The sequence below is a fragment of the Streptococcus sp. 2018WUSS126 genome (assembly GCF_044427425.1).
GTDB classification, from domain to species: domain Bacteria; phylum Bacillota; class Bacilli; order Lactobacillales; family Streptococcaceae; genus Streptococcus; species Streptococcus hashimotonensis.
The window spans coordinates 24,924-42,544 of record NZ_JAOTGB010000009.1 but is presented as its reverse complement, the minus strand read 5'-3'; the positions used below and the strand labels follow the sequence as shown (position 1 = coordinate 42,544).

The following is a 17,621-nucleotide window of genomic DNA, read 5'->3' as shown; positions in this document are numbered from 1 at the left end:
GCGACTTTACCGTCACTGTCCTTCTCAAAAAATATTTAGACCAAACCGCTAAGCAATTCCTTATTCTGCCAGAGTAGATAAAGACCACCGCCGATAATAATCAGCATGATGACAAACTTAATCAAGCCCTTGACAAAGCGGATGACCAACATCAATATCATAGATACAATCAGCCATCCCCAAGCGTAAGAATTGAGTAAGGTTTGCATACTCTCTAGACTTGCACCTGTCCAGGTCTTGATAGGTTCGGGGATTTTATCAAACCAAGTACTATCTATACCAATTTGTTCCATAATCGAATGACTGGTAGACTGCATCCATGCAAAAATCCCAGCATTATAGAGAAAGAGCAGAGCTTGCTCAGGATAACGTTTTATTGTGTTTGTAATTGTTCGAAGCATATTTTCCCTTCTATTCTGAATACAAGGCAAGGACCGCATCAATATCTGCCTGCTGAATACCATGATTAGAACCTGCCGATTCCATAACGGAGGTCTGACTATCTTCATGATCTAGGCCAATAGCATGGCCCAACTCATGCTCAGCTGTATGGATAATTCTATCCATATCATAACCATATTGGTCGTTTAATAAATAAAAACTATTCAGACGCACCGTTACAGAGCTATAATAATTGGTTAATAAATTAGTCGTTGAATTAGCCTCGCCTGCTGCCTGGGTATTTCCATCATTCATCTCAGTCGCAATAATATCAGCCTGATTTGGGTCACTTGTCATCACAAAAGTGAAGGCCCCTGTCGCATTCCAATTGGCAATAGCTGTTTCATAGGCAGCTACAAATGTTGGATTCTGGGTTTCAATGTAAACAGTCGCAGTATTGCTTTCCCATCGACCATGATCAGCTGTATTGACCGTATCCGTCGTCAGGTGCTTAATGGTATTAACACCTTCTTCAATCGTCACTTCAGACTGCCCTTTGACCATCAATTGCACTTCTTGAGCTAGAGTTTGTAACATCTGAGGCGCTGCTTCCTGTTGAAAATAGAATAACAGACCTAGACCACAAGCCAATAACACCATTGATACCCAAATCAGACCCCAAAATGTCCGCCAAATCCACCGTAGAATATTTCCAATAAGTTTCATAGACTATACCTCTTTCTAGAAATAGATTTCAGTATAGTGTACTTTTCTGAAACTTTTCTTAAAATCTAAGATAATCTTTCTTCCAATTTGAAATCAATGGGCAGCCAGGCCAAAACTTTCTCAATCTGTTGGTTCCAGTAGTACCACTCATGTTTACCAGGTCCGAAACTTGCCTCTATATCAAATCCCAGCTCTTTTAACTCCTCAACTGCCTTTTGATGCCCCTCAAAGAGAAAATCTTCCTCACCACACCAGGCATAAAATTTGGTCTTTTTATCGGATTGTTTAGCAATTTCTAACAAATTATTTGGATTCTGTTTATCAGAAATGTCACCAAATACTCCTCGCCAATACGAAAGACTTCCCAATTCTGCTGCCGCTGGATTATCAAAATCAAAATACAATGCGCCTGAAAGCGAAGCTGCGTGTGAAAAACGATTGGTCATCATGGCAATCTTGAAGGTCCCATAACCACCCATAGACAAACCAGCGATAAAATTCTTCTCCCGCTTGTCAGACATATTTGGGAAAAATCGTTTGAGAATTTGAGGCAACTCTACTGCAATAGCATCATAATAATTCATACCGTAAGTAGTATTGGTATACCAGCCTTTATCTGTATTGACCATAACCACGATAAGATTGGTATAACGAACCAACCGTTCCACTGTAGAACGATTCAACCAGGAATCCTGATTTCCTCCCATACCGTGCAAAAGATATAGGACAGGAATGTCGTTGTCATCAGGATTTTCCACACGATTTCGATCTGGATATAAAACCGTAACCTGTCTAGACATATCTAGAGCTTCTGAGTAGTATTCAATTTTCATTATTGCCATAAATCTTCTCCTTATGGTAAAGAGCCTGAGTTTCCCTCGGCTCTTCTTATGTATTATAAATCAGCTTACTTGACTTCCATAATCACCGGCAAAATAGCTGGGCGACGTTTAGTTTGGTCAAAGAGGAATTTTGCTAAATCATCGCGAACAGCACTCTTAAGCTCTGCCCAGTCAAAGCTATCCTTTGTAAAGTAATTTTCCACCGTTGTATTCACCAATTCTGATGCCTCACGCAAGATGTCCTTGCTCTTTTTCACGTAGACAAAACCACGAGTATTGACCTTGGCTTTAGAAATGATTTTTTTCTCACGGCGGTTGACAGTGATAGCCACGATAAAGATACCGTCTTCTGAGAGGATCTTACGGTCACGAAGGACAATATTTCCAACATCGCCCATGGCATTTCCGTCAATCATGACATCACCAGCAGGAACCGCTCCGCTATGGACAAAATCCCCCTCTTCAAAAGCCATGACATCCCCACGCTTAACGATGATAATGTTTTCTGGATACATACCAATTTCAAGCGCAGCCTTAGCGTGAGCATCCAATTGACGATACTCCCCTTGAACTGGGAAAAGATATTTAGGCTTCATGATGTTGAGCATGAGCTGCAAATCACGCGCATTCCCATGCCCAGAGACGCGAAGATTCTTTGTGATAGATTTTACGGTACCACCAGCCTTGTAAATCAAATTCTCCACACGAGCAACAACCGCTTCTTTTGAAATACTTGGAGTGGTAACAATATAAACTAGATCACCTTCTTTGATTTCAACGTAGCGATGTCTACCGATGGACATTTTACGCAATCCATTTAACGGCTCGCCCATACGACCAGTTTCTAAAATAATCAATTCATGGTCTTCATACTTGTTCATATCCTTTGGTTTTACCAACAAGCGTTCGCTGACCAAACGAAGTTTTTTCAATTGAATCGCTGTTCGGACAATGTTTTCCACATCATGTCCTGTCAACACGACACGACGACCAGTTGCTTCTGCCGCGTCAAAAATCTGTTGAATACGTACAATATTGCTGGCAACTGCTGCCACAATAACACGCCCGTCACAGTCAGCAATCGTATTGAGAATTTCCTCCCCAGCCTCATGCATGCTCGCTACTTGAACATTGCTATCTGCATTAGCTGAGTCTGACAAGAGGGCCAACACACCTTCGTTACCGATTTCAGCCAATCGCCCAAAATCCGTACGATAAAACTTATCTGCCGCCTGGTCAAACTTAAAGTCACCTGTGTAGACAATATTTCCTTCATCCGTCTTAACGACAATTCCTAAACTCTCTGGAATAGAGTGAGTCGTCTGAAAGAAAGATACCACTGAATCCCCGAAATCAATTTCAGTTTCAGCATTGATAACATGGAAATCATTAAATTTCTTAGTAGCATTATTCCCCTTGACAAGTAGCTTAGCCAATTCGATAGTCAAGTGCGAACCAAATACTGGCACTTTCACTTTCTCTAAGAGATAAGGAAGCGCTCCGATAGCATCTGCATGTCCGTGAGATAGGAAGACCCCCGCTACACGGTGCTTATTTTCTTCCAAATAATCGAAATTAGGGACGACTACATCCACACCTAACTGTTCATTCTCAGGATATTTTGCCCCTGCATCCAAAACAAAAATATGTTCGTTCACTTCGGCAATGTACAGGTTTTTTCCATTTTCCCGCACACCCCCAAGAGCCATAATTTTAATTGTACTCATCTTTACTCCTTTTGGACATCCCACAGGTGTCCATTTTATTTTTCTTACCAACGGTCCTTGGGATGCCCAAGTCGAATTACAGTCTGCTATGTCGGAGCTCTATTTGCAAAAGACACACTTTGGTTCAAAATTATATTCAACCATCAACGCAACTTCTAAATAGAAATACCTAAATAGCTATCGCTTCTATTATACATTTTTTCAAGAAAATTTACAAAAAACTCCGCTGAAAATCAACGAAGTTCTACATATACATTAGTAACCATGTCCCTTATGTTCCCACTTACCACCAACATTCCGCACTAAAATCCATTTCCAATCCGTATGGGTACTATTAGGCTCTAAGGTGGGCTCTGCACCCTCAGCTGCTACCTTAAAAGACGAAGTTAGGATAATAGCTTCCTCTGCACCATAGTGCTCCGCCCACTCATCAAATTCCTTCTCATTATCACCACTGTAACCGATAGTCAGCAATTTACAACTGTTAAAATGGTGATCAAAGTAATCTTGAACTACAAGAATAGCCGCCTCAATCTCTTTTTCCGTATACAATTCTGATTGTTCCATCGGTTCAATCTCTGCCTGATAAGCTGCTCCTGTCCGACATCCTACCAAAAAAAGACAACACAACAGACTACAAATAGCTAAACATTTTCTCATCTTTGTTACCCCAAGTCAACAATCGTTGCTGAAAAGCCAATCTCTTCGACAAAACGTAAAACATCCTCTGTCTTTACAAAAATCGTTTTCGTATTAACATTGGGGTGGAAGGTTAGAATGGGTTCAGAAAGGATTTCTTTATCAAAAAAGACTTGAATATCCTTATCAACATTATGTAACAAGCCAAAAACAGATACCGCACCCGCAGGCAAGTGCATTTTTTCCATCAAGCTATCACTCGAGGCCATCCGAATGCGGTTGGCTCCCACCAAATCACGAAACTGGTCCATATCCAGTTGCTTCTGGTCATCCATGATCAGTAAATAAAATGCAGTCTTTTTCTTATTAGTCAGAAACATGGACTTGGTCCGTACTCCTTCTAACCCTTCAATGTAACGGTCTGCTTCCTCAGTTGTCCGAGCTGGTGGATGCTCTACAATGGTATAGTCCATTCCCAAGTCAGCTAAGCTTTCAAAAACCAATTTATCCATGACAGCACCTCTCGACATATTTAGTATATTATACTGCTTTTTAACTAAAAATTCAAAGGATAATAAAAGCCTGGATTACTCCAGACTTTAGACCTGTATTCACAAGTGATGTGTTTGATATAAGATTCAGTTTTAGCCAAAACCAAACTTGGTTGGAAGTTGCGAACTATCCACACAGGTTCTTAATCAAACAACTTATAATAATCTTCCAGTTTCATCTTGGATTTTTCTTCAGCCGTTTGGTCCTGAATAATCTGACCATTTTTCATGACAATCAAGCGATTACCGTGACGCAGAGCATCTTCCATCTGGTGAGTGACCATGAGGGCCGTCATTCCCTTGGTCTCAATCAACTCGTCCGTTAATTGCATCAAGGATTGGCTGGTCTTAGGGTCAAGGGCTGCAGTGTGCTCATCCAAGAGTAAAAGTTCAGGCTGTTTCAAACTCGCCATCAACAAACTCAATGCTTGGCGTTGACCACCTGATAAAAGTCCTGCTGGCGTGTCCAGATGTTTTTCTAGACCATTTCCCACTCTCGGCAAAAGCTGGGCAAATTCTTCCGTCTGTTGGGCTAATCTGCGTGGCACTAAGCCCCGTCCCTCGCCACGGTACTTAGCTATAAGTAGATTTTCTGCCACCGTCATCCGTGGCGCTGTACCCATTTTAGGATCTTGGAAAACACGTGACAGATACTTAGCACGTTTTTCTGCAGGCCAATTGGTTACGTCCTCACCAAGAATATGGACTGAACCACTAGTCAAGGGTAGGGTTCCAGCAATGACATTAAAGAGGGTTGACTTCCCAGCACCATTGCCACCCAAAATGGTAATAAAATCACCCTGGTAGATGGTCAGATTGACATTGTCCAAAATCACACGTTCTTCATCAAAACCGTTTGTCACCACCTTGGTGGCATTTTTTAATTCAACAATTGCTTTCATCGTGACAGACTGGCTCCTTTCAGAAGTTTATTTTTCAACTCAGGAACCATGAGGCAAATTGCCAGAATCATGGCCGAGAAGATACGGAGGTAGCTGGTATTGATACCGAGGGAAATGACCACCAAAATTAAGAACTGATAGAAAATCGCTCCGACAACAATGGCCAAGAACCGTTCTAACATAGTAAGGTTACCATAAATTACCTCACCGATAATCAGACTAGCCATACCGACCACAATGACACCAATACCACGCGACACATCCGCATAGCCTTCTTGTTGTGCAATCAAGGCACCTGCAAGAGCGATGATCCCATTTGAAAGAACAAGACCTAGCAACTCCATTCGACTTGTATTGATACCAAAACTGCGAGCCATATCTGGATTATCCCCGGTTGCAATAAAGGCCTGTCCAAGGCGAGTATAGAGGAAGAACATCAAGGCACCAATCACCACCGCTAGGCTACCTAGACCTAGCAAGAGACCATTAATTTGCTCAGAAAAAGGAAGGAAATCTTGTAAACGTTTGGTATTCAGTAAGCCTAGATTTGCCCTACCCATGATAAATAGAATGACAGAGTGACAGGAAGACATGACCAAGATACCAGCTAGGAGAGTGGGGATTTTCCCCTTGGTATAAAGCAAGCCTGTGACAAAGCCCGCCAAACAGCCAACAAGAACTGCTGCTAGAGTAGCCAAGATAGGATGAACTCCTTGCGTCAATAAGGTAACAGCAACCGCTCCTCCAAGCGGGAAAGAGCCCTCTGTCGTCATATCAGGAAAATTCAGAATCCGAAAGGTAACGAATATTCCCAAACCTAGTACAGCCCATAAAAGAGCCTGTGAAACTGTTGATACAATCATATTTTTCCTTTTCTCTTATCTCTTATTCGATAACCTTGCTTGCTTTACTAATCACATCATCTGACAAGGTAATTCCTAATTCTTTAGCAACTTTTTGGTTGACAACAACGGTACCCTCGTTAAAGATTTGTACAGGTGTATCCTCTGGATTGGCACCATCAAGAATTTTCGCAGCCATCTTACCAGTTGCCACACCCAAGTCATATTGGCTAAGGGTAACAGATGCGATACCTCCGCCTTCTACCATATCTTCTACGCTGGTGAAAATCGGAGTTTTGGTTTTATTTGCCACAGATACGACAGTTGAAAATGCTGAGGCAACTGTGTTGTCTACTGGTGTAAAGAGAACATCTGCTTTACTACTTGCGACCTCTACTGTCGCTGCAATTTCATTACTAGAAGCAACTGCATATTCAAGAACAGTATAGCCAGCCTCTTCTGCTGCTGCCTTAAATTTCGCTACTTGAATTTTTGAATTGTCCTCATTTGAAGAATAGAGGACACCGATAGTTTTAGCGTCTGGTGTAATTTCTTTAATGAGAGAAACTGCGTCTGCTACTGGTGTTTGGTCTGATACCCCTGTGATATTTCCACCAGGATTTTTCAAGTCAGTTACCAAGTTAGCACCAACAGGATCTGTTACAGCCCCCATGATGATAGGTAATTCTGTCGTAGCGTTTGCTAATCCCTGTGCAGCAGGTGTTGCGATACCAATCAATAATTCATTGCCATTGTCCACCAATTTTTTACTCATGGTTTGAACTTGGGATTGATCACCCTCAGCATTCATAAAATCAATTTCTAAATTATCCGTTGTGGTATAACCACCTTCTTCAAGTCCTGCTTTGATTCCCTTGTAAATTTCGTCTAGTGAATCATGGGTTACAAACTGAAGAACCCCAATCTTAACTTTCTCCGTTGATGTAGATGAATTGTTCTGCTCTTTCTGTGTCATAAACAAAGCAGCAACTACCATAACAGTAAGGGCAACAATTGTAGCAAGTAAATTTTTATTTTTCAACATATCCAATCTCCTTTTAAAAATGCACAATATCCAATTTCTACGTCTTCAAAATTTTATTCCACCATCGCCATCGTTTCATCATGATTACCTCATTTTGTTAATAATTGTCAAAGTAGGTTGCTTTTAGATAAGGAACGGAGGCGCAGACATAACTCAAGTTAGGCAAGCCGAATGTGACGCAATATAAAAGCACTCTACGAAGACAATGGAAAAGCCCCCGCAGGAAAAAACTTCCTGCGAGGGCGTCAATGACACGGTGCCACCTCACTTATGGGAATTGTCTAGAATCCTCCCATATCTCATCTCCTCTAACAAGGAGTTGCACTGTAAGGTGTGCGGACCGAACTATCATTGTTTTAAGTTCATTTGCGTGATTGATTTGGTCGATTACTGAAAGTAAGTTATGCCAAACAATCCTTGTGAATTTAGGACATTTTAGGACTAGGCAGTCGGGTGAAGGCAGTACTGGTGGTACGGCAAGCACGACTAACGACGTCATAAAATAGACATAAATGCACATCAGCCCATTTCATAAAACTCCGCCACCCGTTCTCAGCACCACAGGCTCCCTGAAGACTTCTGCTTTACTACTTCTTCTGATTACAGATGATTATACGGCATCCATCAGTCTTTGTCAATACTTTTGATTAAATTTTCTGAAAACTTTTTAATACCTTAAGAGTCTATTTTGAGCTATTGCTCAGGATACTGCCATTGGATTGAATAACTTCTTTATACCAGTAAAATGATTTCTTTCTATATCTAGTTAGACTGCCGCTTCCATCATCATTTCTATCAACATAAATTAGTCCATATCTTTTAGATAATTGTGCGGTAGACATAGATACACAATCAATACAGCCCCAAGAAGTATAACCCATGACTTCTACGCCATCCTGTATCGCCTCCGCAACTTGTAAAAGGTGTTCTTGCATGTATTGAATTCGATAATCGTCATGAACAGTCAAACCACCAGCCTCATCCTTCACTAGCTGATCTTTAGCTCCCAAACCATTTTCAACAATGAATAAAGGAATCTGGTATCGATCATAATAACGATTTAGTGTCAATCTTAAACCAATTGGATCAATCTGCCAACCCCAATCAGAAGCTTCTAAATAAGGATTGACCAAACCACCCAAGATATTTCCTCTTCCAGATGAATATTTTGATGGATCTGCTGCCTGAGTAATACTCATATAATAACTGAAGGAGAGAAAATCAACCGTATTATTTTTTAATAACTCTTCATCACCTTCCATGAAAGTAATCTTTATGCCATTTTCTTTAAAGTACCTTTTGGCATAATTAGGATAATATCCTCTAACATGTATATCCGAAAATAAATAGTTCAAATTTTCATAGGCATGAGCCGCCCAAACATCTTCAGGATTGGGTGTCATTGGATAGGTCGGCATAGCTAAGACCATACAGCCAACCTTACAGTCCGGAATAATTTCATGAGCAATTTTGGTAACAAGACTAGAAGCTACAAGTTCATGGTGAATGGCCTGATATAAATCTTGTTTTGAAAGTTCTTCATTCGGCAAGTCAATTCCACCACTTGTAAAAGGCAGTTCTAAGACAGAATTGACCTCGTTAAATGTCAACCAGTACTTAACCTTATCTTTGTATCGCTCAAAAACTGTACGAGCAAATTTTTCAAAAAATTGAATCATTTTTCTATCCACCCAGCCATGATATTTCCTTGCCAGATACAGGGGAGTTTCATAGTGAGAAAGAGTTACAAGAGGCTCTATACCATTCTTTAGAAGTTCATCAAAAAGTTCATCATAAAACTGTAGCCCTTCTTCATTTGGAAATTCTTCATCTCCATTCGGAAATATTCTACTCCAAGCAATTGATGTTCTAAATACCTTAAATCCCAACTCTGAAAACAGGGCTATATCTTCCTTGTATCGATGGTAAAAATCAATAGCTTGTAATTTCAAATTATCTTCCGTTGGTTCTTGGGTAGCTTCACCCAGTCCGCCATTGGGGAGAACATCTTGAACGGATAATCCTTTTCCTCCCTCATTATATGCACCTTCTACTTGGTTTGCAGCTACTGCTCCTCCCCATAAGAAATTGTCTGGAAAAATTGACATATACCCTCCTCGAATTATAAGACTGCTAATAAATCATCAGCATAGTTGACTTCCTCTTTTGTCGAAAGCAAGAGAACATCCAGATATTCCTGTGTATTTGTAACAACTACAGGAGTCACTATATCGTACCCTTCTGCGACAAGCATTTCTACATCCACTTCCAGCATCAGTTGACCCTTTTCAACTTTTTCCCCATCTGAAACATGACTTACAAAACCTCTTCCTTTTAGCTCGACTGTTTCTAATCCAAAGTGGATAAGCAACTCTACCCCTTCATCACTTGTTAAACCGATTGCATGTTTTGTTGGAAAAAGACTGGTAACAGCCCCGTCAAATGGAGCATAGACTTTTCCATCCTTAGGGATAATTGCAACTCCTTCTCCAAGCATTTTTTTTGAAAATGTTGCATCATTTACTTTTTCTAAAGGGAGAATTTGACCTGAAAGAGGAGAGAAGACATTTTTTCTACTTGAAATGCCAGGTGCTACTTTTTCTAAATTAACTGTTGACGTTTCTTCATCGATACCTAGGAAATAGGCCAAAATAAATGTGACAATAATTGAAATTGCCGCAGCAATCATAGCGTTAGTAATGTTTGAAGCTGCTTCAGAGTAAATAAATTGTGGCAAAGCAATGAGAGAAGGTACTGCAAAAAGGTATGCTTTTACACCTGTCAAACCAACAAATAATCCTGCTAGACCACCACCAATCATTGCTGCATACAATGGTTTTTTATACTTTAGAGTAACACCATATAAAGCAGGCTCAGTGACACCAGCAAATAAAGCTGAAAATCCAGCTGCAAAGGCTATTTGTTTCGTGTTACTATTTTTACTCTTAAATGCAACTGCCATAGAAGCGGCACCTTGTGCCAAGTTAGAACCTAACATCGCTGGTAGAATCAATACATCAGGTGTCGCGATTGAAGCTGCCAAGAAAATCGGTGCAAAAGCCCAGTGCATACCGGTCATAACGATAAATGGCATGATTGCTCCAAGAACTGCTAAAGTTAACCAACCAGCTACACCATGCATTTGTTCAACCAATTGCGATAATCCTTCACCAACAATAACGCCGAGAGGTCCAACAAGAACTAAAGCTATGAAACCTGAAACAAGCAGGACCAAGGTTGGCTGTAAGAAACTTTTCGTTACAGCTGGAGTGACCTTGTTGAAAACAGCTTCAATATACTTCATTAGCCAAACCATAATAAGAATTGGAATAACTGATGAACCATAGCTAGCAGGTGTAACAGGGGCACCTAAAAAATGAAGTGGATCACCTGTAGATACCATTTGAACAAAATTAGGATGTAGCAAAATACCAGCAACCGACATAGCTAAAGCAGGTGTAACTTTGAGTTTTTGTGAAGCTGAGTAGGCCAAAAAAATCGGCATAAAGTAATATGGTGCATCTCCAAAAAAGGCTAAAAATGAAATAGATTGGGAATCAGCTTTTAAAAGCCCCAACATCGGTAAGACAATGACTAGAACTTTTATCATACCTCCACCAAGCATAGCTGGAATAAGAGGTGTCATAGAGCCAGCGATATACTCGATGACTTGTTCTAAGACATTTGCTTTTTTAACCTGTTGAACTGAATCAGAATCAAATTTTCCTAATGCAGTAAATTCTTTATAGTAATTAGCTACATCATTACCTAAGATAATTTGATACTGTCCATTTTTCTTCATAATACCGAGTACTCCAGAAATGGATTTAACACGTTCATCGGACACGATATTCTCATCTTTCAATTCCAGTCGCAATCTAGTAACGCAATGGGTTGCACGAAGAACATTCTTTTCTCCTCCGACTGCCTCTAGGATTGCCAATGCAGTATTCTTGTACTTCATAATAGACTCCTTATGATAAATTTTTTGTTAAACGGCGAATGTGAGCAATTAAATAGACTAATTCACTTGGACTCAGTAGATAATCATATTCTAACCGAATAAAGTCCGCTACTCGAGTTCCACATTGGTACTCTCTTGGATACTTCTTTTTCATTAACTCTAAAAGATCCACATCATCTTCATCATGGTATTCATTCCCTTCTACCAAACGATGAGCAAACAACTTAACATGTGTGATGAATCGGTAATAATCAATAGAATCCTGATTGAATTCTGTAGAATAATAGTCTTGAATAATTTGTTCAATCTTCATGATAATTCCAGTAATACGATAAGATTCTTGAAAAATATTTTCCAAATTCGCATTGACAAAATGCAAAGCGATGAAGGCTGCTTCATCAACTGGGAGTTCGACATGTAAATCTTTTTTTATGATGGATAATGCTTTTTTCCCCAGTTCAAACTCCTCTTTATAATATTTGGCAATTTCCCATCTAAGAGGGTTCGTAACGACTACTCCTTCCTTATGTCTTTCTATACTAGAATTGATATGATCTGTCAAATTGATGTAAATAATCTCATCAAAATGATTTCCAAGTGTTATCTTTCCTAAATTTATTATTTTCTCACAAACATAAACCAATTCAATAGGAACATCGATAAATAGTTCCGTAAAGCGATTCATATTATCGCTATTCTTGAGCAAAAAACTTTTTTCTATCGAAGAAGGTGGGACCGCATCTCCGACCTTCTTTCCAAATGCAATTCCTTTACCAAACAACAAGATATCAACGTTCTTATTATTTTGTGCTATGACTGCATTATGATTTAATACACGCTTTATGATCATAAATTTTCCTTTAAACTTAAAATAAAAGAACCTACTTAAAAGAAATCGACATATATCGTATCGATTCATTTAAATAGGTTCCTGCTCGCCTTAAAGCGATAACATCCTTTTATTTCAATTATTAGTTGGTACTTCTAGCTTAAAAAATTTAATAACTCTGTAACCATTTTCAATTTTAATATAAATTAAAGAATTTGTCAATAATTTATAAAATATAAGAATACTTCTTTTAGTACCCTTCGTTAAAAAGTCACTGATTTATGATATACTAGACTGAGTTAGAGCGATTAGAAAGAGGAACACCATGTCTTTTGACGGATTTTTTTTACATCACATGACGGCTGAGTTAAGGGCCAATTTAGAAGGTGGGCGGATTCAGAAAATCAACCAGCCCTTTGAACAGGAAATTGTTCTGAACATCCGTAGCAACCGTCAGAGCCATAAATTGCTCCTGTCCGCCCATTCGGTTTTCGGTCGGGTTCAGCTGACCCAGTCGGACTTTACCAATCCAAAGGTTCCCAATACCTTTACCATGATTCTGCGGAAATACTTGCAGGGAGCCATTATCGAGGAGATTCGTCAGTTGGACAATGACCGCATCTTAGAATTTTCGGTGTCCAACAAGGACGAGATTGGCGACCATATTCAAGCTACCTTGATTGTGGAAATCATGGGCAAGCACAGCAATATCATCTTGGTAGATAAGTCCGAACAGAAGATTATCGAGGCAATTAAGCATGTTGGTTTCTCGCAAAATTCCTACCGAACCATCTTGCCAGGCTCCACCTACATTCGTCCACCGGAAACGCATTCTCTCAATCCTTATACGGTGTCTGATGAGAAATTGTTTGAAATCTTATCGACTCAGGAACTGAGTCCAAAAAATCTCCAACAACTTTTTCAAGGTTTGGGTCGGGATACGGCTTCTGAACTGGCCAGTCATTTGCAGTCAGACCGCCTGAAGAACTTCCGTGCCTTTTTTGAACAGGCAACTCAGCCTAGCCTGACAGACAAATCCTATGCTGCTCTGCCATTTGCCAATAGCCCTGAAAAACAGCCACACTTTGAGAGCCTGAGCAGTCTGCTGGACTTCTACTATCAGGACAAGGCGGAGCGGGATCGGGTGGCCCAGCAGGCCAATGAGCTGATCAAGCGGGTAGCCAGTGAGTTGGAGAAAAATCGCAAGAAACTGGTCAAGCAGGAGCAGGAATTGGCGGATACGGAGACGGCGGAGTTGGTGCGGCAAAAGGGCGAGCTCCTGACCACCTATCTGCATCAAGTGCCAAATGACCAGGCTAGTGTGACCTTAGACAACTACTATACGGGTCAGGAACTGGAGATTGAGTTGGATGTGGCTTTGACTCCTAGCCAAAATGCCCAGCGGTACTTCAAGAAGTACCAGAAACTCAAGGAGGCGGTCAAGCACCTGACCAACTTGATTGAGGAAACCAAGGCAACCATTGTCTATCTGGAGTCCGTTGACACCATGCTGGGACAGGCTAGTCTGGCAGAAATCGATGAAATCCGCGAGGAATTGATTGAAACAGGCTACCTCAAACGTCGCCACCGTGAGAAAATCCATAAACGCCAGAAGCCCGAGCGGTACTTGGCGACGGACGGGAAGACCATTATTCTGGTCGGGAAAAATAACCTGCAAAATGATGAGTTGACCTTCAAAATGGCCAAGAAAGGCGAACTCTGGTTCCATGCCAAAGACATTCCAGGCAGTCACGTGGTCATCACAGATAACTTGGACCCAAGCGACGAGGTCAAGACAGACGCGGCGGAGCTGGCTGCCTACTTCTCCAAGGCTAGACATTCCAATTTGGTCCAAGTCGATATGATTGAGGCCAAGAAACTGCATAAGCCAACAGGTGGCAAGCCAGGCTTTGTAACCTACCGCGGTCAGAAGACCCTCCGTGTCACCCCAACAGAAGACAAAATAAAATCCATGAAAATCTAGTTCATGGATTTTTCTGTATTGAAACTACTCCGCCTTGTCAATATCTTCTCTGACTTCCTTAGCGTTGAACTTAGCGAAAAGATACTGGCGGTCTTGGACTGGAAAGCGTTGGTCTAGTTGATCTACTGGTCCTACTTCAACCATTCCTTCTGAGATAACATAGTCCATGACATGCCCACCAAAGGTCAAATCATCAGAGATAAAATGCAAATGATAGCCAGCCACGCTAACTCCGTGAAAAATCTCTGGCGTCCAAATACCAACAATGGTACCCGAAATGTTCTCAGCCGTATATTCAGGCTGGCGACTAGCCACCTCTGCAAAACGAACATCCGAAGCCGATTTGGGAATCATGCGGACATGCATCCGAGCAAACATCCCCTTGATTTTGATGGAGCGAAAGAGATTTTCCCCATCATAATAGGATTCAATCCGCTGATGCAGTTCCTCATGAGTCATTTCAAAGCGTTGTTTGAAAATGACTTCTGCCTCATGGAAAATGACCGCCGCATAGGGGACCTTCATATCAGCAGGAACTTCAACCACTTCTGGTTTTTCCCCTGCTCCCTTGGCCTGATAGGCCTTTCCATCTAAAACAATCAGCTCGCCGTCAATGGAATCCAGGGTTCCCAAACCCAAATCACCATGTTCCAACAATTCGCCAACCGTCAAGGAGCCGCCATACAGTCCAGCCATCAAGGCACCGAGTGTATTGTATTGAAATAATCGATTTACTTGCATAACCTACTCTTCATTCAAAAATTCTTGCATGGCTAAATCGTCTGGCACCAATTGGATATAACGACTAGCTTGCTCTTTTGCCTCATCCAAGCGACCAAGTTGACGTAAAACCGCTACGTAATCAGCCAAAAATTCAGGATTCTCAGCCAATTCTCCGGCCAATTCATCGTAAAGCTCAATAGCTTCATCATCTCTTTCTAGAGCTTGATAGGCCTTGGCCACATTCCAGCGAGCTAGAACGTTATCTACCTCTTCATCAAATAAAGCCACAACCTCTTCAAATCGCTCCTGTTCAAGATACAGGTTGGACAAGCGCAGAGCTAGTTCGTTACTATCATCTGCCACCTCTTTTGCCCGTAGAAGATAATCTTCTGCCCCCGCCTCGTCATGCAATTCATAGGCATACTGAGAAGCCTGGAGCAAGAGATTGGCATCAAAGTCATTTTTAGCCAGGCCTTTTTGCGTCATAGCCAAGGCTTCATCAATCTTATGCTCGGCATGAAGCGACTGTGCATAGGCATATTCATAGCCCTCAAAATCAGGATTGATCGTATCCAACTGCTTGAAATAGAGATTGGCTTTTTGGTATTCTTCTCGTTCAAATAGCAGAGCTGCCAATTCAAAGACCGTCTGATCATCATATTCCAACTCAACAGCTTTTTCCAAAAATTCAATGGCTGCTTCAAATTTCCCTAAACTTGCATAGGCAATACCAATTCGCTGATAGGTAGAAACTCCCGTTAATTCGTAGATTTCACGATTGTCTAACTGGGCATAATAGGAAATAGCCTCATTAAAAAGCTCCAGTTCCATATCCAATTCTGCTAAGCCAAAAAGGATGATGGGTTCATCTGATAAGTGACTTGCTTCCAACAATTTTTCACGCGCCACATCCGACAAGCCTTCTGCCTGATACAGGTCCGCCTTGACCAACAAGGCTTCCACATAGACAGGACTGTCTTCCGAAATTTCCTCCAAATATCCGAAAGCTTCTTCAACCAAGCCATCTTCAAATGCTATTTGGGCAAGATTGATTAGTACTTCGGGAAATTCTTCTTTGACCTGTTCATAGATTTGTCTAGCCTGTGGGAAAAAACCAATGCCTTCTAAGTAGGCTGCCAAGGACAAAAGCGTTTCACTATCATCTTGCACCAAGGCCCGCTTGAAATACTTATCTGCCTTATCTAAATCCTGTTGGTCCAAACAAACCAACATTTTTTCACTATTGTTCATTCACAACCTCATTTTCTTCATCTTCATACAAACTACTGTGTGCCTTGTACCACTCAAATGCCGCTTTCACTAAAACCTTAATAGAGGCATATATTGGAATTCCCAGAAGAACTCCCAGGACACCGTACATCTGACCAGCTGTCAATAATACAAATAAGATGGTAATCGGATGAATACTTAGGGAGCTTCCGATAATCAATGGTGTCACAAAACGACCTTCTATAGTCTGCTCAATCATAAAGACTACTAAAACCTTTATCAGCATGATTGGACCAGCAATCAATCCTAAAATAACAGCTGGAATCATGGCCAAGAAAGAACCCAAATACGGAATTAGATTGAGGAAACCAGCCATCACCCCCAAGGTTATTGGATAGCTAAGACCAATGATTGAGAACATCACTGAGAACATCAGGGCAACAATAATCGCAACGGTCACCTGACCACGAACATAGTTTGATAATTGCCCATTCACATCTGATAGTACTGTTCCAATCGGCTCTCTCCACTTGGTTGGTAGATATTGGGTGATGTGTTTATTCAAATACTGACCATCCCGTAACAGATAAAAGAGAATAAAAGGCATAATCAAAATAGCAACAATAATCTGCGAAGCGGTTGAAATCAAATTACTTGCCCAGTTCACAGCGCTTGAAGAAAACTTCTGAGCATAGGCAACGACCTGATCATTGACCTTATTTAACATCTCCAGAGCTGTTGGTCTAAATTGTTCAAAGCGCTGATCCTGTAGGAGCCCTGTTACCTGTCCTTCGATTTTCTGGATATTCGAAGGAAGATTTTGCGCAAAAGATGTCACTTGCTCTTGAATACTCGGAATTGCCACCGCCAGTCCCCAGATAATGAGAAGACTGATTAAAACAAAGAGAATGGAAATACCAACTGTACGAGAAATTTTATGCTTTTCCATCCAGTCAACCATCGGATTTAACAGGTAATACAAAAGACCTGTTAAAATCATCGGTAACAATACAATTTCTAAAAAGCTTCCTATTGGTCTGAATAAAAAACTAATTTTACTAAAAATAAATATGGTCAAAAAAGTCAGCAAGGTTACTAATAAAAATGTCACTGCTTGGCTATTCAAAAACAAGCGGAAAAACCAAGTCAGACTAAATTTTTGATGCTTATCCTCCATCTAATACACTCCTAGTCTTTTTTTCTATTGTAACATGGAGAAAGGATTTTTGTAAAAAT

At 40.8% G+C, this 17,621-nt stretch carries 16 protein-coding genes; 1 reads left to right on the top strand and 15 read right to left on the bottom strand.

What is annotated here, in order from left to right; translation table 11 throughout:
* Positions 1-35: 35 nt before the first annotated feature.
* The 12 genes from ODU34_RS04690 to licT form a co-directional block, all read right to left on the bottom strand.
* Positions 36-401: a hypothetical protein gene (locus ODU34_RS04690; RefSeq protein ID WP_105179287.1), complete on the bottom strand. Its 366-nt coding sequence runs from the start codon at positions 399-401 to the stop codon at positions 36-38.
* A gap of 10 nt (positions 402-411) precedes the next feature.
* The gene (locus ODU34_RS04685) at positions 412-1,107 is read right to left on the bottom strand and encodes a M57 family metalloprotease (RefSeq protein ID WP_105179288.1); all 696 of its coding nucleotides are present in this window, start codon (positions 1,105-1,107) and stop codon (positions 412-414) included.
* 65 nt (positions 1,108-1,172) lie between these two features.
* Positions 1,173-1,949 (bottom strand): alpha/beta hydrolase family protein, encoded by a 777-nt coding sequence (locus ODU34_RS04680; protein WP_105179289.1) that lies wholly within the window; start codon positions 1,947-1,949, stop codon positions 1,173-1,175.
* A 65-nt stretch (positions 1,950-2,014) separates the two neighbouring features.
* Positions 2,015-3,676: a ribonuclease J gene (locus tag ODU34_RS04675; RefSeq protein ID WP_002935677.1), complete on the bottom strand. Its 1,662-nt coding sequence runs from the start codon at positions 3,674-3,676 to the stop codon at positions 2,015-2,017.
* A 255-nt stretch (positions 3,677-3,931) separates the two neighbouring features.
* Complete coding sequence (locus ODU34_RS04670) at positions 3,932-4,336, bottom strand: lipoprotein (RefSeq protein WP_002935678.1); 405 nt, start codon at positions 4,334-4,336, stop codon at positions 3,932-3,934.
* 5 nt (positions 4,337-4,341) lie between these two features.
* Positions 4,342-4,827 carry a prolyl-tRNA synthetase associated domain-containing protein gene (locus ODU34_RS04665; RefSeq protein ID WP_015647096.1) on the bottom strand — a complete coding sequence of 162 codons (486 nt, stop codon included), beginning with the start codon at positions 4,825-4,827 and terminating at the stop codon, positions 4,342-4,344.
* Positions 4,828-5,009: 182 nt separating this feature from the next.
* Entirely contained in the window at positions 5,010-5,768 is a 759-nt protein-coding gene (locus ODU34_RS04660; RefSeq protein WP_015647097.1) for an ABC transporter ATP-binding protein, read from the bottom strand.
* Positions 5,765-6,631 (bottom strand): ABC transporter permease, encoded by an 867-nt coding sequence (locus tag ODU34_RS04655; RefSeq protein ID WP_015647098.1) that lies wholly within the window; start codon positions 6,629-6,631, stop codon positions 5,765-5,767. Before ODU34_RS04655 ends, ODU34_RS04660 begins: the two co-directional genes overlap by 4 nt.
* A 22-nt stretch (positions 6,632-6,653) precedes the next feature.
* Positions 6,654-7,655, bottom strand: a complete 1,002-nt coding sequence (gene trpX, locus ODU34_RS04650) for a tryptophan ABC transporter substrate-binding protein (protein ID WP_015647099.1) — start codon at positions 7,653-7,655, stop codon at positions 6,654-6,656.
* Between the two features lie 683 nt (positions 7,656-8,338).
* The gene (locus ODU34_RS04645; protein WP_015647100.1) at positions 8,339-9,763 is read right to left on the bottom strand and encodes a glycoside hydrolase family 1 protein; all 1,425 of its coding nucleotides are present in this window, start codon (positions 9,761-9,763) and stop codon (positions 8,339-8,341) included.
* A 14-nt stretch (positions 9,764-9,777) separates the two neighbouring features.
* Complete coding sequence (locus ODU34_RS04640) at positions 9,778-11,619, bottom strand: beta-glucoside-specific PTS transporter subunit IIABC (RefSeq protein ID WP_015647101.1); 1,842 nt, start codon at positions 11,617-11,619, stop codon at positions 9,778-9,780.
* Positions 11,620-11,629: 10 nt separating this feature from the next.
* Complete coding sequence (gene licT, locus ODU34_RS04635; protein ID WP_015647102.1) at positions 11,630-12,469, bottom strand: BglG family transcription antiterminator LicT; 840 nt, start codon at positions 12,467-12,469, stop codon at positions 11,630-11,632.
* A 304-nt stretch (positions 12,470-12,773) separates the two neighbouring features.
* Here licT and ODU34_RS04630 point away from each other — a divergent pair, with 304 nt between their 5' ends.
* Positions 12,774-14,432, top strand: a complete 1,659-nt coding sequence (locus ODU34_RS04630) for an NFACT family protein (protein ID WP_015647103.1) — start codon at positions 12,774-12,776, stop codon at positions 14,430-14,432.
* 24 nt (positions 14,433-14,456) lie between these two features.
* Here ODU34_RS04630 and budA read toward each other — a convergent pair whose 3' ends face one another.
* Genes budA through ODU34_RS04615 form a run of 3 tightly spaced genes read right to left on the bottom strand, consistent with a single transcriptional unit; the run spans position 14,457 to position 17,562 of the window.
* Positions 14,457-15,173, bottom strand: coding sequence for an acetolactate decarboxylase (budA, locus tag ODU34_RS04625; protein ID WP_015647104.1), 717 nt, complete (start codon positions 15,171-15,173; stop codon positions 14,457-14,459).
* Between the two features lie 3 nt (positions 15,174-15,176).
* Entirely contained in the window at positions 15,177-16,406 is a 1,230-nt protein-coding gene (locus tag ODU34_RS04620; protein ID WP_015647105.1) for a tetratricopeptide repeat protein, read from the bottom strand.
* On the bottom strand, positions 16,396-17,562 hold the full coding sequence (locus tag ODU34_RS04615; RefSeq protein ID WP_014638343.1) for an AI-2E family transporter: 1,167 nt from the start codon (positions 17,560-17,562) through the stop codon (positions 16,396-16,398). The genes ODU34_RS04620 and ODU34_RS04615 overlap by 11 nt, the downstream gene beginning before the upstream one ends.
* Positions 17,563-17,621 lie beyond the last annotated feature (59 nt).